Origin of the sequence: Hydrogenophaga sp., assembly GCF_011390835.1 — a bacterium.
Lineage (GTDB): Bacteria > Pseudomonadota > Gammaproteobacteria > Burkholderiales > Burkholderiaceae_C > Hydrogenophaga.
In genome coordinates this window covers 74393-93882 of the sequence record NZ_JAABRQ010000006.1, presented here as the reverse complement: position 1 = coordinate 93882, position 19490 = coordinate 74393, and the positions used below count along the sequence as shown (strand labels likewise).

17 protein-coding genes and 1 other RNA gene are annotated in these 19490 nt (G+C 64.6%); 10 read left to right on the top strand and 8 right to left on the bottom strand.

The window, feature by feature from the left end:
* Positions 1-270: 270 nt before the first annotated feature.
* From GPT34_RS05700 to glp, 5 genes are all read left to right on the top strand, one after another.
* A complete protein-coding gene (locus GPT34_RS05700) occupies positions 271-2334 on the top strand; it encodes a sodium-translocating pyrophosphatase (RefSeq protein ID WP_291010287.1) in 2064 nt (687 codons plus the stop codon).
* Between the two features lie 104 nt (positions 2335-2438).
* Positions 2439-3260 (top strand): metal-dependent hydrolase, encoded by an 822-nt coding sequence (locus GPT34_RS05695; protein ID WP_291010286.1) that lies wholly within the window; start codon positions 2439-2441, stop codon positions 3258-3260.
* A gap of 60 nt (positions 3261-3320) precedes the next feature.
* The gene (gene moaA / locus GPT34_RS05690) at positions 3321-4439 is read left to right on the top strand and encodes a GTP 3',8-cyclase MoaA (protein WP_291010285.1); all 1119 of its coding nucleotides are present in this window, start codon (positions 3321-3323) and stop codon (positions 4437-4439) included.
* Between the two features lie 120 nt (positions 4440-4559).
* Positions 4560-5183: a molybdenum cofactor guanylyltransferase MobA gene (mobA, locus tag GPT34_RS05685; RefSeq protein ID WP_291010284.1), complete on the top strand. Its 624-nt coding sequence runs from the start codon at positions 4560-4562 to the stop codon at positions 5181-5183.
* Between the two features lie 12 nt (positions 5184-5195).
* Entirely contained in the window at positions 5196-6473 is a 1278-nt protein-coding gene (gene glp, locus GPT34_RS05680; RefSeq protein ID WP_291010283.1) for a gephyrin-like molybdotransferase Glp, read from the top strand.
* Here the strand turns inward: glp and GPT34_RS05675 are convergent, their stop codons facing one another.
* From GPT34_RS05675 to GPT34_RS05665, 3 genes are all read right to left on the bottom strand, one after another.
* Positions 6474-7862 (bottom strand): phenylacetate--CoA ligase family protein, encoded by a 1389-nt coding sequence (locus tag GPT34_RS05675; RefSeq protein WP_291010282.1) that lies wholly within the window; start codon positions 7860-7862, stop codon positions 6474-6476.
* Between the two features lie 306 nt (positions 7863-8168).
* Entirely contained in the window at positions 8169-8609 is a 441-nt protein-coding gene (rnhA, locus tag GPT34_RS05670) for a ribonuclease HI (protein WP_291010281.1), read from the bottom strand.
* Positions 8610-8662: 53 nt separating this feature from the next.
* Positions 8663-9508 carry a methyltransferase domain-containing protein gene (locus GPT34_RS05665; protein WP_291010280.1) on the bottom strand — a complete coding sequence of 282 codons (846 nt, stop codon included), beginning with the start codon at positions 9506-9508 and terminating at the stop codon, positions 8663-8665.
* A 104-nt stretch (positions 9509-9612) separates the two neighbouring features.
* Here GPT34_RS05665 and gloB point away from each other — a divergent pair, with 104 nt between their 5' ends.
* Positions 9613-10383, top strand: a complete 771-nt coding sequence (gloB, locus tag GPT34_RS05660) for a hydroxyacylglutathione hydrolase (RefSeq protein WP_291010279.1) — start codon at positions 9613-9615, stop codon at positions 10381-10383.
* Positions 10383-12059: a transglycosylase SLT domain-containing protein gene (locus tag GPT34_RS05655; protein WP_291010278.1), complete on the top strand. Its 1677-nt coding sequence runs from the start codon at positions 10383-10385 to the stop codon at positions 12057-12059. The genes gloB and GPT34_RS05655 overlap by 1 nt, the downstream gene beginning before the upstream one ends.
* A 37-nt stretch (positions 12060-12096) precedes the next feature.
* On the opposite strand, the gene GPT34_RS05650 is transcribed toward GPT34_RS05655, so the two are convergent.
* The 5 genes from GPT34_RS05650 to dnaX all read right to left on the bottom strand — a co-directional run bounded on the left by GPT34_RS05650 (position 12097) and on the right by dnaX (position 16698).
* A complete protein-coding gene (locus GPT34_RS05650; RefSeq protein WP_291010277.1) occupies positions 12097-13140 on the bottom strand; it encodes an ABC transporter substrate-binding protein in 1044 nt (347 codons plus the stop codon).
* A gap of 156 nt (positions 13141-13296) precedes the next feature.
* The gene (locus GPT34_RS05645) at positions 13297-13701 is read right to left on the bottom strand and encodes an MAPEG family protein (RefSeq protein WP_291010276.1); all 405 of its coding nucleotides are present in this window, start codon (positions 13699-13701) and stop codon (positions 13297-13299) included.
* A gap of 33 nt (positions 13702-13734) precedes the next feature.
* Complete coding sequence (recR, locus tag GPT34_RS05640) at positions 13735-14340, bottom strand: recombination mediator RecR (protein ID WP_291010275.1); 606 nt, start codon at positions 14338-14340, stop codon at positions 13735-13737.
* Between the two features lie 45 nt (positions 14341-14385).
* Positions 14386-14718: a YbaB/EbfC family nucleoid-associated protein gene (locus tag GPT34_RS05635; RefSeq protein WP_291010274.1), complete on the bottom strand. Its 333-nt coding sequence runs from the start codon at positions 14716-14718 to the stop codon at positions 14386-14388.
* Positions 14719-14760: 42 nt separating this feature from the next.
* On the bottom strand, positions 14761-16698 hold the full coding sequence (gene dnaX, locus GPT34_RS05630; protein WP_291010273.1) for a DNA polymerase III subunit gamma/tau: 1938 nt from the start codon (positions 16696-16698) through the stop codon (positions 14761-14763).
* 72 nt (positions 16699-16770) lie between these two features.
* Here dnaX and ffs point away from each other — a divergent pair.
* The 3 genes from ffs to GPT34_RS05615 all read left to right on the top strand — a co-directional run bounded on the left by ffs (position 16771) and on the right by GPT34_RS05615 (position 19460).
* Positions 16771-16867, top strand: an RNA gene (ffs, locus tag GPT34_RS05625) — signal recognition particle sRNA small type.
* Positions 16868-16966: 99 nt separating this feature from the next.
* On the top strand, positions 16967-17626 hold the full coding sequence (locus GPT34_RS05620) for a DUF6538 domain-containing protein (RefSeq protein ID WP_291010272.1): 660 nt from the start codon (positions 16967-16969) through the stop codon (positions 17624-17626).
* Between the two features lie 25 nt (positions 17627-17651).
* A complete protein-coding gene (locus tag GPT34_RS05615; protein WP_291010271.1) occupies positions 17652-19460 on the top strand; it encodes an alpha/beta fold hydrolase in 1809 nt (602 codons plus the stop codon).
* Positions 19461-19490 lie beyond the last annotated feature (30 nt).

Sequence of the window (19490 nt, the reverse complement as noted above, 5' to 3'; positions counted from 1 at the left end):
AAGGCTGCGCCCGCGCATGGCGCGCGAGCCCGACGGGTCGATCAGCTGCTGCGCACAGCCTAGGATTTACCCTGATTTTACTGATTCCTGCCTTACTTCTTTCGCCAGAGCATTGCGGGGCGCGTGCGAATGCAGCTAAATTCGCTGTGTTGGCCAATCGCCCTGCTCAGCTGCTATCAAAAGTGCTGCAAACGGAGACGAGGAAGCAACGCAGCGGGGGCAGCCCCGGAGGCGTTGCCCCCTCCAAGTCCAAACGAGCAGGAGAAAAATATGGTTGGTCAAAGTGCGCTGATATTTGCGCTGGTGTGTGGTCTGGTGGCGGTGATCTACGGCTTCTGGTCCCGCAGCTGGATCCTTTCCCAGGACGCGGGCAACGCCCGGATGCAGGAAATCGCCGGAGCGATTCAAACCGGTGCCGCGGCCTACCTGGCTCGACAGTACAAGACCATCTCGCTGGTGGGCGTGATCCTTGCCGTATTGATCGGGGCATTCCTCGACACCGTGACCGCCATCGGCTTCGTGCTCGGCGCAGTGCTCTCGGGCGCCTGTGGCTTCATCGGCATGAACATCTCGGTGCGCGCCAACGTGCGCACCGCTCAGGCCGCGACCAAAGGCATCGGCCCGGCGCTCGATGTGGCGTTCCGCGGCGGCGCCATCACCGGCATGCTGGTGGTCGGTCTGGGCCTGTTGGGCGTGGCCGGCTTCTTCTGGTTCCTGGTGGGCAACGGCAATTTCACCCCCGACCAGAACCTCGCCAAACTGCTGAATCCGTTGATCGGCTTCGCCTTCGGCTCTTCGCTGATCTCCATCTTTGCGCGTCTGGGCGGCGGCATCTTCACCAAGGGCGCCGACGTCGGAGCCGATCTCGTGGGCAAGGTAGAAGCTGGCATTCCCGAAGACGACCCCCGCAACCCGGCGGTGATCGCCGACAACGTGGGCGACAACGTGGGTGACTGCGCGGGCATGGCCGCCGACCTGTTCGAGACCTACGCCGTGACGCTGATCGCCACCATGGTGCTGGGCGCCCTGATGGTCGCCGCCGCACCGATGAACGCGGTGCTGTATCCGCTGGTGCTGGGTGCTGTGTCGATCCTGGCCTCCATCGTCGGCTGTACCTTCGTCAAGGCCAGCCCGGGCATGAAGAACGTGATGCCGGCGCTCTACAAAGGCCTGGCCATTGCTGGCGTGTTGTCGCTCATCGCCTTCTGGTTCGTCACCGCCTGGATCATGCCGGACAACGCGATCACCGCCACCGGCAGCCAGCTGCGCCTTTGGGGTTCGTGCGCCGTGGGCCTGGTGCTGACCGCTGCCCTGGTCTGGATCACCGAGTTCTACACCGGCACCCAGTACTCCCCGGTGAAGCACATCGCCCAGGCCTCCACCACCGGCCACGGCACCAACATCATTGCCGGCCTCGGCGTGTCCATGCGCTCGACCGCCTGGCCCGTGCTGTTCGTCTGCGTGGCCATCATCGCCGCCTACACTTTGGCCGGTCTGTACGGCATCGCCGTGGCCGCCACGGCCATGTTGAGCATGGCGGGCATCGTGGTAGCGCTTGACGCTTATGGCCCCATCACCGACAACGCCGGTGGCATCGCTGAAATGGCCGAACTGCCCAGCAGCGTGCGCGACATTACCGATCCGCTAGACGCGGTAGGCAACACCACCAAGGCGGTGACCAAGGGCTATGCCATCGGCTCGGCTGGCCTCGCTGCGCTGGTCCTCTTTGCCGACTACACCCACAAGCTGGAAACCTACGGTCACCAGGTGCGTTTCGACCTGAGCGACCCGATGGTCATCATCGGCCTCTTCATCGGTGGCCTGATTCCTTACCTGTTCGGTGCCATGGCGATGGAGGCCGTGGGTCGCGCTGCGGGCGCGGTGGTGGTGGAGGTGCGCCGCCAGTTCAAGGAGATCCCCGGCATCATGGAAGGCACGGCCAAGCCCGAGTACGGCCGCGCGGTTGACATGCTGACCACAGCTGCCATCAAGGAAATGGTGATCCCCAGTCTGCTGCCGGTGGTGGTGCCGATCCTGGTCGGCGTTTTCCTGGGCCCCAAGGCCCTCGGCGGCCTGCTCATGGGCACGATCGTGACCGGCCTGTTCGTGGCGATCTCGATGTGCACAGGTGGCGGCGCCTGGGACAACGCGAAGAAGTACATTGAGGACGGCCACCACGGCGGCAAGGGCAGCGAAGCTCACAAGGCCGCGGTGACCGGTGACACGGTAGGCGACCCCTACAAGGACACGGCTGGTCCAGCCATCAACCCGCTGATCAAGATCATCAACATCGTGGCCCTGCTCATCGTGCCCATCCTGCCGCTGGCAGCCTGACAGCATGGGATCCGTCGCGCAGACGACAGAAGAGGCCCGCAAATGCGGGCCTTTTTGCTGGGCGAGTGCTTGATCTAGGCGCGTGCTGTGCGAACATGTTTCCTATGAGTGAACTTGTCGTGCGCCGCCTGCTGATCGATCTGGAGCAACCTGTGGGCCGCCACTGGTGCGGCGGAGATGCCTTTCTTACCGCTTGGTTCAACGCGCTGTCCATGAGTTTTCCGCTCGGTGAACAGTTTTTCATCGACGCGGTACGCAACGGCTTTAAAGCCCTGCCGGCCGATCAGCAGCCACGCTGGCAGGCTGAAATGCAGGGGTTTGTCGGCCAGGAGGCCACGCACCGACGCATCCACAGCCTGTTCAACGCACAAATCGAGCAGCATGGCCTGGTCAATGCCTGGGAACCGCGAGCCCGCGAGCGCTTAAAGCTGGTCGAAGGCAGCGACGCGCGTCACGCCCTGGCCATCACGGCCGCCAACGAACACTTCACGGCTCTGTTTGCCGAATGGCTGTTGTCCCATACCGAGGTACTGGATGGCTGCGAACCGCGCCTCAAAGCCTTGTGGCTGTGGCACAGCGCCGAAGAGTCCGAGCACAAATGCACCGCCTTCGACCTTTACCAAGCGCTGGGCGGCAGTCACTCGTGGCGAAAGACCTGGATGCGCCGGGTTACCCTGATTTTCCTGACCGATACCCTGCGCCAGACGGTCGACAACCTTCGGCGCGACGGCACGCTCTGGCAATGGGGCACCTGGTCGAGCGCGGTGCGGCACATGATGGGTAGCAAAGGGCTCCTGCGTCTCAGCTTCCAGCCCTGGCGCGCCTATTTCCGCCCGGACTTCCACCCTAGCCAGCAGCACAGTAACCTGTCGGCCGAGTGGCTGGCGCAGAACACCGCCCTGTTCACCCGCGTCGGCACCGCATGACCCCAAGGTCCGAAGGGCTCGCCAGCGAGCAGAGAGCACGCCGTCGCCCATAATCGGGTCATGTCCGAACGCGTGATTCCCCTGGTCGACCAGCGCAGCCGCTCGCGCGCCATCAACTTGCCCACCCAAGTCGTCCCGGCCACCGGCCTACTGGGCGATGCCTTGGGCCGGCCGTTGCGCGATCTGCGTATCAGCGTGACCGACCGCTGCAATTTCCGCTGCAGCTACTGCATGCCAAAAGAGGTGTTCGACAAGGACTACCCCTACCTGCCTCACAGCGCGCTGCTGAGCTTCGAGGAAATCACCCGCGTTGCGCGCCAGTTCGTCGCTCACGGCGTGCAAAAAATCCGCCTCACCGGCGGCGAGCCCCTGCTGCGCAAGCACATCGAAGTGCTGATTGGCCAGCTCGCCGATCTGCGCACGGTAGAGGGCCAGCCGCTGGACATCACGCTCACCACGAACGGTTCGCTGCTGGAGCGCAAGGCGCAGGCACTCAAAGATGCCGGTCTGCAACGCGTGACAGTCAGCCTGGACGGCCTGGACGACACGGTTTTTCGCGCCATGAACGACGTCGACTTCCCGGTTCAGGACGTGCTGCGCGGGATCGAGGCTGCGCAGGCGGCAGGTTTGGGACCGATCAAGGTCAACATGGTCGTCAAGCGCGGCACCAACGACCACGAAATTTTGCCCATGGCGAGGCACTTCAAGGGTACGGGTGTGGTGCTGCGCTTCATCGAATACATGGACGTGGGCGCCACCAACGGGTGGCGCATGGACGAGGTGCTGCCGAGCGCCGAGGTCGTGGCGCACATCCAGCGCGAGCTGCCGCTGGTGCAGCTTGACGCGGCAGCGCCAGGTGAAACCGCCGAGCGCTGGGGCTATGCCGACGGATCGGGTGAAATCGGCGTGATCAGCAGCGTGACCCAGGCGTTCTGCCGCGACTGCAACCGCGCACGCCTGTCCACCGAAGGCAAACTCTATCTGTGCTTGTTCGCCAGCGAGGGGCACGACCTCAAGCCACTGGTGCGCGGCAACACTACCGACGAACAACTGGCCAGCGCCATCGCCGGCATCTGGCAAGGCCGAAGCGACCGCTACTCCGAATTGCGCGCCAGCCTACCGCCCGATGCGGCCAGTGACGGCAAGCGGCGGGTCGAGATGAGCTACATCGGGGGGTGAACAAGCGCCCCCCCCTGCGCCGGCTTCGCCATCACCCCCCAGGGGGCCAAGCCTGTGGCACGGCAAAGCCGGTTCCACGGCTTGTGCTGAGCAGGACACTTCACTTTGAGGAAATCACTTTTGATCCAACCATCTGAAATCACAGCCATGGTGCTGGCCGGCGGTCGGGGCTCGCGCATGGGCGGTGTCGACAAAGGCCTGCAGAACTTCAACGGCACGCCGCTGGCGCTGCACACCGTGTTGCGCCTGCAGATGCAGGAAGGCAGGCACATCGGTGAGCTGATGCTCAACGCCAACCGCAACCTGGCCGCCTATGAGGCCTTTGGTGCGCCGGTTTGGCCGGACACGCTGAGCGACTACGCCGGCCCGCTGGCCGGCTTTATGACCGGGCTGGAGCGCTGCGAAACGCCTTACCTGCTCACGGTGCCTTGTGACACTCCCTTGTTCCCCATGGACCTGGCCAGTCGCCTGGCCGCCGCGTTCGATGACGACACCACCGAGATCGCCATGGCAGCGGCGCGGGAGGAAGACGGACAGCTGCGGGCGCAACCGGTGTTCTGCCTGATGCGCGTGCACCTGCTGGAAAGCCTGGTGGCGTTCACACAAAGCGGCGGACGCAAGATCGATCGCTGGACCGAGCAACACAAGACAGTGCTGGTGCCCTTCGATCGCCCAGGCGACGATCCGCGCGCCTTTTGCAACACCAACACCCTGGCCGAGCTGCACGCGCTGGAGAAGTCTTAAGAGGCTGAGCCCATGAAGACCATCGAGCAAATCGCGGCCGAACTGCAGGGCTATGACCCCAAGGCCTTGCCGGCCGACCGGGTAAATGAGTTTCTGGCGCGCCTGGTCGAGCCGGTCACCAAGGCCGAGACCGTGGGCCTGTTCGATGCGCTCGATCGGGTGCTCGCGCAGGACGTGGTTTCGCCCATCAGCGTGCCGCCACACGACAACTCGGCCATGGACGGCTTTGCGTTTGACAGTGCGGCCCTGTCGCCCGATCAGCCGCTGACCCTGCGCGTGGCTGGCACTGCATACGCCGGCAAGGCCTGGGCCGGCACGGTGGGCGCGGGTGAGTGCCTGAAGATCATGACCGGCGCGATCATGCCGCCAGGCCTGGACACGGTGGTGCCGCTGGAGTTCGTGAAGACCGTGGGTGAGGATGTGGTGGTGCCGCCCGGAGTGGTCAAAGCCGGTGACAACCGCCGATTTGCGGGCGAAGACCTGATGGCCGGTGAACCGGCGCTGCGCCGCGGGCAGCGGCTGGGCCCGGCGGCTTTGGGTCTGATCGCCAGCCTGGGCCTGCCCGGGGTGCAGGTCTTTCGGCGCATCCGCGTGGCGTACTTTTCCACCGGCGACGAGATTCTCAGCCTGGGCGATGTGCCACGCGAGGGCGCCGTGTTCGACAGCAACCGCTATACGGTGTTTGGCCTGCTACGTCGCCTCGGCGCCGAGGTGATCGATCTGGGTGTGGTCAAGGACGAGCCGGTGGCGCTGGAGGCCGCGTTTCGCGATGCGGCCGCCCAGGCCGACGCCATCATCACCAGCGGCGGCGTGAGCATGGGCGAAGCCGACCACACAAAGGCCATGATGAAACAACTCGGCGACGTGGTGTTCTGGCGCATCGCCATGCGGCCAGGCCGCCCCATGGCTGTCGGCAGCATCACAGAAAACCAGAGGTCTGCCGTCTTGTTTGGTCTGCCCGGCAACCCGGTCGCGGTCATGGTCACCTTCCTGGCCTTTGTGCGCCCGGCCCTGCTGCGGCTGATGGGTGCTACCAGCAGCGAGCCGCTGCTGCTGCAGGCGCTCAGCAGCGAACCACTGCGCAAGAAACCTGGACGCACCGAATACCAGCGCGGCATCGTCACCCGCGACGCACAAGGACAGCTGCAGGTGCGCACCACCGGCAACCAGGGCTCAGGCGTGCTGCGGTCCATGGTCGAGGCCAACGGCTTGATCGTGCTGCACCATGAGCAAGGAAATGTGGCGGCGGGCGGTGTGGTCGACGTGATGATGTTCGATGGCGCGATCTGATCAGCTGCGGCGCACCTCAACCCGACACGCCTTTCCACTGCGCCCCCGCGGCACCGCCTGACCCAGCTCGCCCACCACGGTTATGGGCACTGCGCCCTGCTCGCGCGTAAACGCCTGCAGCGCGCGCCTGCAGCGCGCCAGGGTCGCCCGCCCTGCAGCACCCTGCTCCGGCAGTCGCACCAGCAACGTATGGTCGTTGCGTTGCACGATCTGGAAGTCGAACACACCTGCTTCTTCTTCCATCACGGTCGACAGCGCCAGCGGCAGCAACGCCACCACCGGTCCCGAGCGAGCACGCAGCCGCAGGATGTCGTCATGCCGTCCCACCACCTCAATCGTCGGCAGCGAGCTCCCGCAGGCGCAGGGCGCAGTCTGCACGCTGACGCGATCCCCCAGCGCATAGCGGATGAGGGGTTGCACATGATTGGCGAGGTTGGTGAGCAGCACCGAGTGCGACACCTGACCGGGCGGCACGGCGCGACCTTGTTCGTCCACTGGCTCCAGCAACAACCAGTCGGTGTTGAGGTGCAGCCGGCCTTCGGCACACTCCCATCCCATGGCCAGAAACTCCGAGGCGCCGTAGCTGTTGCGCAGCTCAGCACCAAAGGCCTGCTCAATGCGCTGGCGAGCACCTTGGCCCAGAGTTTCGCCACCAGTCCAGATTTCTCTGAGGGGAACGCCCAGCGCGCCGCACTGCGCCTGTTCAGCGAGCACCAGCGCGGCGGTGGGGTAGCTGGCGATGATGGTGGGCGCAAACGTATTCAATGCCTCGACCAATTTGTCCATAGGCTGAAGGATGGAAAAGCTGCGGATGCTCGATGCCCGCCAGGGCTGCAGCCGGGCCAGGCGTTCGATGGTGACCTGGCTGGCGAAGTGGCCGTTGGTGGCCCCCACAAAGGCCAGCCGTTCACCCAGGCCCATGGGGTCCAGCAGGCGGCGCCACCCGGTTTCGGGTCGCCGCCGAAACGTCTCCAGCGCGTCGTACACGGCCAGCGACGCTGCGTCCTGCACAAAGATGCCCGGTTCACCGCTGGTGCCTGAGCTCTCCCACACCAAGTAACGCCCGAGAAAAGGGTCGCCGATGCGGCTCGGATCGGCGGTGAAGGCCTTTAGCGCCGACAGGGAGATTTCCGGGTCGGTCACCCAGTCGGCGAAGCGGTGCATCAGCTCATCGCGGTGCACCGGCGCCAGCGCCAGCAGCGCAGACGCGTCGTCGGGCAGGCCCTGCAGCCGCTCGCGGTACAGGCGGGAGCCTGCCCGAGCGTGGGCGAGCAAGGCGCTCAAGCGCTCTTGCTGCACCGCCTGCAGTTGCGCAGCGCTGCCTTGACCAAGCGCCAGCACACTGCTGGACGCCTGGGCCAGTCGCACCGGGTCCAGCACGGTGGTCATGTGGCCTCCTCTCCAGGGCCCAAGAAACCAGCGCGCCGCGCACGCCAGCATCAGACCCACAGTTCATCCTAGACCGCTCACGCGGCACCACCTTGTCCTGGGTCAAGGTGGGCGGCGGGTGTCGGATCAGAGGCCTGAGGTTGCAGGCGGTGTTCTGGCGCGGGCACCACCAGCTTTCGCCCGCAGGCTAGCCGCAGCAACGACACCCTCACCAACGGCTCGGCGGGGGTGGTGAAATGCCAACCCTAGCTGCGATGCATCAGCGTTGGCCGGCTGGCAGCGGCTCCTTTTGTCTGGCTTCGAGCCTCAGACTGGTACACCGCGGTTGGCCAGCGCATCGGCTCGTTCGTTGCCCGGGTCACCCGCATGGCCCTTCACCCAGTGCCATTCAATGTGATGCACGCCGTCGTGAGTCAAGGCGTCGAGCCTCTGCCACAGGTCGGCGTTCTTCACCGGCTGCCTGGCAGCGGTTTTCCAGCCCTTGACTTTCCAGCCATGGATCCACTCGGTGATGCCCTTGCGCACGTACTCGCTGTCCAGGTAGACGGCCACGCGACACGGCCGCTTGAGCGCCGCCAGGCCTTCGATCACCGCGGTGAGCTCCATGCGGTTGTTGGTGGTGTTGCGCTCGCCCCCCCAGAGCTCTTTCTCATGTCCGCCCGCCTTCAGGTACACGCCCCAGCCACCCGGCCCAGGGTTACCCTTGCAGGCGCCGTCGGTGTAGAGGATCACATGGTCAAGGCTCATGGCTTCAATGTTTCCAGAATGGCGAAGGCGCCCGAAGGCGCCAGAGATGTTGCTCAGTGGCGGTTCGCGACCGGCACCGGGCTGGCGGTGGCGCCGGCGCGACGCGGTTTCCAGGCCGGGCCGAGCAGGCGCACACCGCGTACCCGCTTGACCGCCACCACGAAGTAGACGGCGCCAAATATGGGCCACCAGCGGGCGCCGGCGCGGTCCATCCAGGCGGTGCGCTGCAACCATTTTTCGGTGCTCACCGCGGGCCGGTAGCAGCCATAGCGATCCGACTCTACTTCAAAACTCAGCAGCCTCAGCCAGTCGCGCAGCCGCCAGGGCCCGATGAAATCGCCCGCTTCGGGCAGGTAGAGCTTGGGTGGTGTGGCGCCCGGCAGGCGCAGCCGCGACCAAAGGTGGCCGCGCCCCTGGCGAAAGCCCCAAAGGCTGGCCGGGTTCAGACCGGAGATCACCACCCGGCCTTCGGGCACCAGCACCCGCTCCACCTCGCGCAACACGTGGTGCGGGTCGGCGCTGAGCTCCAGTGTGTGCGGCAGCACCAGCAGATCCAGGCTGGCGGCGGGAAACGGCAAGGCCGCGGCGTTGGTCACCAGGTGCACACGCGCCACCCTGGGGCGGGCCGCCTCGCCGTTCAGATCTTTGTCGGGCGCCACCGGCAGGGCGACCTCGGCCTGCGGGACGCCCGAGCGCGATGCTTCCTCGGGCAAGGCCTGCCAGCGGTGGGGCATGCGGTTGGCGCGCAAGGTGTCGAGCTCGGGCAGGCCGAGCTGCAAGGCGTTGTAGCCAAACAGATCGGCCACCGTCAAGTCGAACTGGGCCTGCTCCCAGCCGAGCAGGTATTGCCCAGGCGCGGTCTGCAGCCACTCGGTCAAGCCTATAATTGGATCGCTCATTGCTTGTGTCTGACAGGCGGTTCGGGTTCCTGTTCCACACGGGCTACCGATAGGATCAGGCGGTTCCTCCGGACTCTACACGTCCCGCGCAATCCCCCGACGCCATGCACCTGTTTCCCATTCCGGCTTTCAACGACAACTACATCTGGATCCTGCACGACGGCGCGCGCGCGCTGGTGGTCGATCCGGGTGAGGCCAGCGGCGTTGCCGCGTATGTGCGCGAGCACCAGTTGGTACTCGACACCATCCTCATCACCCACCACCATGGCGACCACACCGGCGGCGTGGCCGAGCTGCGTGAAGCAACTGGCGCGCAAGTGGTCGGCCCCGCAAGCGAGCCCATGCCCGAGCCGCTGCAGCGGGTGCACGATGGCGACGCCATCGACGTGCTCGGTCTGCGATTTGAGGTCATCAGCGTGCCCGGCCACACCCTGGGCCATATCGCTTACCACTGCCCAGCGGTGGACAATGCGCCGCTGCTGTTTTGCGGCGACACGCTGTTTTCTGCGGGCTGCGGTCGCCTCTTTGAAGGCACACCGGCGCAAATGCTGCGGTCGCTCTCCCGCCTGGCCGCCTTGCCCGGTAACACCCGCGTCTGCTGCACCCACGAATACACCCTGGCCAACCTGCGGTTTGCGCTCGCAGTGGAGCCCGGCAACAGCGATCTGGTGCGGCACGCCGATCACTGTCGACAACTGCGAGCACAGCATCAGCCCACGCTGCCCAGCAGCATCGACTTGGAGCGGCGAATCAACCCTTTTCTGCGTGCCGACGTGGGTGCCGTGGCTGCATCTGCCCGCGCGTACAACCCCGCTTGCGGATCCGATGTCACCGAGGTGTTTGCCACCTTGCGCGAATGGAAGAACCACTTCTGATGAATCTCACCCTCCGGTTTTCTGCGTCCAACCAACCGCTGCGCCATCGCGCTGGCGGCGTGTTGCTGGCGCTCGGCGCTCTGGTACTCGGCGGCTGCGCCACGACCACGCTGCCTGAGGTCAACCCGTCGGCGCCCACGGTTCAGGTCCAGACGCCGCAAGCCGTCCCGCCCGCCACCCGGCCAGCCTCTCCGCCCATGATTGTGCAGGGGCCGCTAAGCGAAATTGGAACCGCTCCCGCTGCGCGGGCACCGGTGGCCACGCTCGCTGCGCCGACCGACCTGTGGGATCGCATCCGCCGCGGCTTTGCCATGACCGACCTGGACAACGACCTGGTGCGCGATCGTGAGCAGTGGTACGCCACGCGGCCCGACTACATCCAGCGCATGACCGAGCGCTCCAGTCGCTACCTGTTCCACATCGTCGAAGAGATCGAGCGTCGCAACATGCCGATGGAGCTGGCCTTGCTGCCCTTCATCGAAAGCGCCTTCAACCCGCAGGCGGTATCAAGCGCACGCGCCGCCGGCATGTGGCAGTTCATGCCCGCCACCGGCCAGTCCTTCGACCTCAAGCAGAACATGTTTCGCGATGACCGGCGAGATGTACTCGCCTCCACCCGGGCCGCGCTCGACTACCTGCAGCAGCTGCACAGCCGCTTCGGCGACTGGCACCTCGCCCTGGCGGCCTACAACTGGGGCCAGGGCAGCGTGAACCGAGCCATCACGCGCAACCTGCGCGAAGGTCTGCCCACCGGCTACACCGACCTCACCATGCCGATGGAAACGCGCATGTACGTGCCCAAGCTGCAAGCGGTAAAAAACATCATCGCGCGGCCCGAAGCCTTCAGCGCCGCGCTGCCCCTGATCGGCAACCACCCGTTCTTCGACACGGTGGTGATCGAGCGCGACATGGACGTGGCCCTCATCGCGCGCCTGTCGGAAATCAGCGAGGCCGATTTCCGTGCGCTCAACCCATCCATCAACCAGCCGATCGTGATGGCGGCGGGCACGCCCAACATCCTGCTGCCCTGGGACAGTGCCACAGTGTTCCAGCGCAACCTGCAGGCCCATGATGGTCGCCTGGCCAGCTGGACCGCGTGGGTCGTGCCCAGCACCATGACCGTTGCCCAGGCGGCCAAGCAGGCGGGTCTGAGCGAATCCGAGCTGCGCCGCCTCAACAACATCCCGCCGCGCATGAAGCTGCGTGCAGGCTCCAGTCTGCTGGTGCCGCGCACCGGGCAACACAACCGGGATGTGGCCGAGCACGTGGCGGACAACGGCCACCTCAGCCTGCAGCCCGAGGTGATCCTCAAGCGCGTGAGCGTCAAGGCTCGCAAAGGTGAAAACCTCACCAAGCTGGCCAACCGCTACGGCGTCAGCCCTGTGAGTGCCGCTGGCTGGAACAAGCTGGCGGTGAACGCGGCGCTCAAGCCTGGTCAGCGCATCACCCTGATGTTGCCGCGCAAGCCTGCCCTCGCCTCTGGCAGCAGCGCGAAACGCCCTGTGGCCAAGAGCAACGGCAAGAAACGCACCCAGTCGGCGGCTCGCAGCAATGGCAAAGACAACAAGCGGGCAGTGGCCAACTCCAGCGCCAAGACCGCGGCAAGCCAAAAATCGAGCAACCGGGTAGCGGCCAAGAAAGCGCCCACCAAAGTAGCGGCCAGCAACGGCAAGTGAGCAACGGGTCTCGCGGGTACTGCAGCGACTGGCGGCCTCAAGCCTTGAACTTGGCCTTAGCGCGCAGCGCAAAGTCATTGGTAAAGGTCTGGGCCAGCTCCACGCGCGGCAGGCCACCGCCCGACTCCGCCAGCCTGCTCAGTGCGCGCACCACCGTCTGAGGCCCGTCAGCGGGCATCAGGCCATCGCTGGTCCACGCTTCCCGCGCCCGGCCAAACGCCGCGATGTAGAGCGCCCGATCACCCTGGAAATAGGCTTCCGGTACCGCCCTGATCAGGTCCGAGGGACCGGCTGTCTGCAACCATTTCAGTGCGTGCACCAGCGCGTGCGCCAGGGCCTGGGTCTGAGGCGCTTTGGCCGAGGCGAAGTCCGGTGGAATGCTCAGGCAAGCCGACGGCCACGGGCCTCCAAACAGGTCGGCGTTGCCACGCACCGTGCGCAGGTCGGCCACCACCCGCATGTCCCCACCCTGCTCCAGCTCGGTGATCGCCAGGTCGGCGTGGCACAGGGCATCGATCTGGCCAGAGCGCAACGCCGCCACTGCCGCATCGCCTTGCGGCAACGGCAGGTACTGAACCTCCTGATCAGGCACCCGGCCTCGCGCCACCATCATGCGTGCCACCCGATGCGAGGACGAGCCCAGCGCCATCACACCGATCTTGCGCCCTCGCAAATCAAACGGCCCGCGGTAGCTGGCCAGGGTCCGCTGGGAGATGCCCATCACCACCTGCGGCGCTCGCCCCAGCAGCACCAGTGAGCGCAGGCTGTGGCCGCGCGACTGCAGGTCGAGCAAGGCGCTGTAGGGACCACATAGAACCTGGGCTTCGTTGCCCAGCACCGCCTGCTGTGCTTGCGCCAGGCTCGGGTACTCGCGCACCTGCACGTCCAAGCCTTCGATGGTGAAGTAAGACAGCCGCTCGGCAATGGTCAGGGGCAGGTAGCACAGCGCCGACCTGCGGTCGATTGCCACGGTGAGGCGCGCCCGCTCTGACACCCGCCTGGGCTGCGCGCGCACGACCGGCGCGCCCGCTGCCCAGCAGGCAGTGGCCAGAGCCACGCCCCATTCGCGCCGGTTCCACATGTCACGTCCCTTGATGCTTCGATGTTCTTGATCTGCCCTTGAGCCTAGGGCAGAGCTCGATTCATCGCATCGGGACCTCTCCCGAGCGGGTTTTCACCGAGGGACACGAAAACAAAAGCGAGGGGTACGTTACCCCTGGGCGGGAGACCGAACCGTTCAGATGAAAAGGATGGCGATGTTGACCGTCAAGGCCAGCGTCCAAACCAGGCTGCGCGCGCTGGCCAGATCAGCCACGTAGAGCAAGATGTAGGTCAGGCGCAGCACCACCCAGACAAAGGCCATCACATCCAGCCGCAGCTGCATGGCACCGGTCTGGTGGGCGATGATGACCGCGCCAATGAAGAATGGCAGGGCCTCAAAGCTGTTGGCCTGGGCTCCGTTGGCGCGCGCCCGCCAGTCGCTCTGGCGTGCCAGCCAGGCGCGCGGGTCGTGGTTGTCGTAACCGCCATCTCGCCGCGATCGCCCGAACGCGCCCCATTTGGCAATACCGGCACACACGATGGGCAACAAAGCGGCCACCAGCACAGCCCAATAGGCCACGGTCAATCCCGCGAGTTTCATCCAATGCTTTCGGAAAAAATATGAAACGCCAGCTCAGCGCCGGTCCACCAGGGCGTGCGCAATGGTGCCCAGGTCCACGTACTCAAGCTCGCTGCCCACCGGTACGCCGCGCGCCAGCCGCGTCACCGCCAGCCCACGCTGCTTGAGTCCTTGCGAAATCACATGGGCCGTAGTTTCGCCCTCGGCGGTGAAGTTGGTGGCCAGAATCACTTCGCGCACCTCGCGCGAGCCATCCACCTCTGCATCGACCCGGTCAAACAGCTTTTGCAGACCGATGTCGCGTGGGCCCACGCCGTCCAGAGGGCTGAGTTTGCCCATCAACACAAAGTACAAGCCCTTGTAGGCCCCGGTGCGCTCCAGCGCCGACTGGTCGGCCGGCGTTTCCACCACACAAAGCTGGCTGCGGTCGCGCCGCGCGTCGGCGCAGGTGGTGCAGATCTCGCCTTCGGTGAAGGTGTGACACAGGGTGCAGTGCCGCACCGAGGTGGTGGCGTTCTGCAAGGCCTGGGCGAGCTGCAGCGCACCGTCGCGGTCATGCTGCAGCAAGTGAAAGGCCATGCGCTGCGCCGATTTCACGCCCACGCCCGGCAGCCGTTTGAGCGCCTGCACCAGCAGTTCAAGGGAGTGGTTGTCGGCCATGGCAGTTTCGCCACACAGCGCGGCGCTTTGCGATCAAACGCGCTGTCAAAACGGCATTTTCATGCCACCAGGCAGACCGGGCATGCCGGCGGTGAGCTTGCCCATCTTTTCGGTGGTGGTCTCTTCGGCCTTGCGCACCGCAGCGTTGAAGGCGGCGGCCACCAGGTCTTCCAGCATGTCCTTGTCGTCGGTCAGCAAGCTGGGATCGATGGTGACGCGCTTGACGTCGTGCTTGCAGGTCATGAGCACGGTGACCAGACCGGCACCGGACTCACCGGTGACCTCGATGAAGGCGAGCTCGTCCTGAGCCTTTTTTAGATTGTCCTGCATAGCCTGAGCCTGCTTCATCAATCCGGCGAGTTGTCCTTTGTTGAACATGGGGAGATCCTTGTATGTGAATCGAAAACAAATGGTGGCGCCTCAAGGCGCCGACGCTTTCAGCGTGCCTGGCACGATTTTGCCGCCAAAGTCGCGCACCATGCTTTGCACGAAAGGATCGTCCAGAATCAGGCGCTCGGCTTCTCGCTGGCGGGCACTGGCGGCAGCGGCCAGCCGACGCGCCGGTGAGTCCCTGACGGGCCCAACCTCAATCGCCAGTTCAACGCCGTGGCCATAGGCCCGCAAAGCTGCGCTCAGGCGATCCCGGCTGCCGCCCTGTGTGAGTGACTCGCGCTCGACTCGCAGCACCCAGCGCCCAGCATCGCGCGCCACCAGCTGAGATTGCAGCGCCAGCTCGCGGGCCAGCGCGGTTACCGCTTCGGCCTGCACCAAGGCTTGCACCGTGACCAGCCAGAAGTCGCCCTCGGCCGTGGTTTCTGGCTCGGCATTGGCGTCGCCTACTGGCGCCTCGCGCCGCTGATCCAGTCGGTCGGAGGGACCGTGGTCGCGCACGGGCACCGCCAGCACACGCTGAGGAAAAGGCGCCGGCATGGGTGCGCTCGGCGGTTCATCGTCCCAAGGCGGCGGCGAAGGTGCGGCATCGGGGTCCAGGCGGTCATCGTCGCCAGCCGCGCCGCCTGCGGGCGCAGGCCTGAATGCTGCCGAGAGCACCGGGGCTGATGCGCGCATGGGTGACGCCGGAGGCTGCGGGCCGGGTCGAGCACCCGCCGCGATCCGGTCAGGCGCAGATGCAACAGCCACGGGCCTGGGTGCTGAGACACGCAGCGCCGCCGGCGCTGGCGAAGGGGTACGGACGGGCTCAGGCCCGGATTTCAGGGTTTTTTTTTCCGCAGCAGCCGCGGTCGCGGCACCGGGTGGCTTGAAGGCCAGCAGCCGCAGCAGCACCATGCTGAGGGCCGCGTACTCGTCCGGCGCCAGGCCCAGCTCGGCCCGCCCGTGCAGGCACAGGCTGTAAAGCAGCTGGGTCTCGTCGGCCGGCAAGGCGTCGGCCAGGCGTTGAATTTCAGCCGCATCGGGGTCATCGGCCTCGCCTTCATGGCTGCGCGAAGGAACCGCCTGCAACACCGCCATCCGCTGCAGCAGTCCCGTCATTTCTTCCAATGTCGACGCCGCGTTCAGCCCATGCGTGCGCAGGCTGTCGATTGTTTCCATCAGCGCGGCGCCGTCGGCTCGCGCCAGCGCGTCGATGAGCCGGAACACATAGGCGCGGTCCACCGCTCCCAGCATCTGGCGCACACCCGCCTCCTGCAACTGGCCGTCGCCAAAGGCAATGGCCTGGTCTGTGAGGGAAAGCGCATCGCGCATCGACCCGCGCGCCGCGCGCGCGATCAGGCGCAGCGCCTGCAGCTCTGCCGGCACTGCTTCGGCCGCGAGCACCTGCTGGAGGTGATCCAGCACCGTCTCCGGCGGCATGGGCCGCAGGTTGAACTGCAGGCAGCGCGAGAGCACCGTGACCGGCACCTTTTGCGGGTCGGTCGTGGCCAGCACGAACTTGAGGTACTCGGGCGGTTCTTCCAGCGTCTTCAACATCGCGTTGAACGCGGTGTTGGTCAGCATGTGCACCTCGTCGATCATGAAGACCTTGAAGCGCCCCTGCACCGGTTTGTAGACCGCCTGCTCCAAGAGCGACTGCACCTCGTCCACACCCCGGTTGGACGCCGCATCGAGCTCGGTGTAATCCACAAAGCGACCGGCATCGATGTCGGTGCAGGCCTGACACACACCGCAGGGCTCGGCGGTGATGCCGCCCTGGCCGTCGGCGCCCAGGCAGTTGAGCGATTTGGCCAGAATGCGCGACACCGTCGTTTTGCCAACGCCGCGCGTGCCGGTGAAGAGGTAGGCGTGGTGCAGGCGCTGGCTAGTGAGCGCGTTCGACAAGGCCTGCACCACATGCGCCTGGCCCACCATTTCCGCAAAATTGCGCGGACGGTATTTGCGGGCCAGGACAAGGTAAGACATGGCACCGATTCTAAGCGGCGCCCCTGGGCTTCCCCTCGACGCTTCGTGCACCGATGGCCTACAATCAGCGGGGACGGGCCTTCCCGCATGGTGAAGCGGCCAACCGGGTCAGGTGGGGAACCAAGCAGCCCTAACTGTGTAGCCAGTGCCGGGGTCAAGGCTCGTCACCTTATCACTCGCAAAGCCAAGCGGGGCGCGGTCTCCAGCGTTTATGCGGGGTCCGAGGCGGTTTGTGTGTCAGTGTGGTGTGTCACTTTGAGAAACCCACATGACCAAACCATGCGTTGCAAAACCTCTTGGCCTATTTCTCCGCGCTGGTGTGTACCAGGTCCGCGTGATGATCCCCCTCGCTCTGCAGCCCGCCTACGAGGGCCGCAGCAAGCTCATCCGAAGCCTCAACACCACGGACCGCAAGGAAGCCGACAGGCTGGGCACAGAAGCCCGCGCTGCCCTCCTCGCTGAGTTCGATGACAAGGCCCGCCAGCTCAACCTGGAACGCACCCTGCGGCACTTTGAAACGCAGCACCCTGGGGTGCCCCTTAGGGACATCTCGCGAGGCATGGAATACCTCTACCGTACGTGGCTGCTGGAGACCTGCAAGACGCCCAAGACTGCGCGGGATCGGCTCGCGGGCATCAACTCGTTGTTGAAGTACGCCTCCCGTGATCTGGAGTGGGCCGAGCACCATAAGTGGGAGGATCTGGACATCAAGGCCAAGACATCGGCCCGCCGTCGCTCATTCACCGATGACGAACTGAAGAAGTTGTTTTCCACGGGACTGCACATGCGGTACGCCATGGGGGTGCGGACCAAATGCCGACCTTGGGCACCAGCGAGAACTTTCACTCGGCGCAGCCTGCCACTACTGGTTTCAGCGGCAACTCCCACGCAATCATATTCACTCGCGAACTCCTGTTCAAACGCTTGACACATCTAGCCCGTAGCCTCTTGCTATGAAAACAGCAACTTCACCCGCAATTCCAGTGCAAGCATTGAAGGATCTGGACCGTCTTTTCAAAGCTGCGATAGCCCAAAGCAATGGTGGGATATCACCGATTTCATTGTTGCGTGCGATGAGCGATTGGATCCTCAACTTGGCCGAATCTCCGGGTGCTCAAGCCAGACTCGCCCTGGACGGCAAGTTTCTGTTTGATCAGTGGATCGCCGAATCGCTCCTGTCACTCAAGCCCGTTGTGTCAAATGCCAGCACACGGGTCTCCGCTCACGAAGGTGAGTATCCCTCCCTTGCGCTTTCTGCAGCGATCGCCAATGACACCAGGTTCAGCAGTCCTACATGGCACCAGTTTCCGTGGAGCATGCTGGCGGCGGGCAACAAGGCCCTAGAAATCTGGTGGCAAGAAGCCACAGCACTTGACGGCATGGAACCCCATTCCAAAGAGCAGATGCGGTTTTATGCCAAACAAACCGTTGACATGATGTCGCCTTGCAATTGGCTGTTGTCCAACCCCGAAGCGCTCCAACGCGCTGCTGAGACCAGCGGCACCAGTTTGCTTGCGGGTCTGATCAACGCACGAAACGAGTGGTCCCGCAAACATGGTCTGCTGCCGCCGAATGAAGCAGAGAACGATCTGGGACCCGGAAAAGCCTTGGCCACCACACTGGGCCAAGTGGTGATGCGCAACGAATTGATCGAGCTGGTTCAGTACCAGCCGAGCACGGCTCAGGTGCGACTTAACCCAGTCTTGATCATACCCTCGTGCATCATGAAGTTTTACATTCTGGACCTGTCACCGGCAAACTCCATGGTTCGCTGGTTGGTCGCACAGGGGCACACTGTCTACATGGTTTCTTGGCGCAATCCTAGCCATGATGACGCGCTTCTGGACATGGACGACTACGTGCGCCTGGGTGTGCTCAGCCCGATGACCCATGTTCACGCGGCGACACAAGAACCGGTACACCTTGCTGGCTATTGTCTGGGCGGCACCTTCGCATCCATTGCTGCAGCGGCACTGGCGGCGCAAACCCAGTCATTCGATGCCGGCGGTCCACAGATGGCCAGCCTGACCTTGATGGCAGCCGAGACGGACTTTTCCGAGCCCGGTGAAATGAGCGTGCTTATCGATCAGGCGCAGGTCGAGCAACTCGAAGCTCTGACTGCAGCACAGGGCTTCCTGAGCGGACAGCAGATGGCCGCGTCGTTCCAATTCCTGCATTCCCGGGAGCTCATCTGGTCTCAGCGCACACACTTGGTGTTGATGGGTGAGCCAGCGTTCAGCAACGACCTGATGACCTGGAACGCTGACGTCACCCGCCTGCCGGCCGTGATGCACAGCGAATACCTGCGCCACATGTACCTGAACAACGATCTTGCAGAAGGTCGCTACACATTTGAGGGCCAGCTGATTTCTCTGCACGCCATCCGTGTGCCCGTGTTTGTGATCGGCACAGAGAAAGATCACGTCTCGCCATGGAGGTCTGTATTCAAGATCCATCAACTTGTGCCAACTCCCATCACCTTTGTTTTGACCAGCGGTGGGCACAATGCTGGCATCGTTTCCGAGCCTGGGCATACCGGCCGGCACTACCAGATGCATTGCACAGATACCTCAATAGATCAGCCATCACCTGACCAGTGGATGAACTCGGCCGCCAAGCATGCGGGTAGTTGGTGGCCGGCATGGAGCGATTGGCTGGTGGCTTCAGGGTCTCAGACTTTGATCGAGGCACGCGTCCCCTTCAAAGATCCTGAGCTGGGCCCCGCACCTGGCCGTTTTGTGATGGTCCGCTACCAGGATTGAGCACTGCAGATCACGGGCTACGCCAGCTTA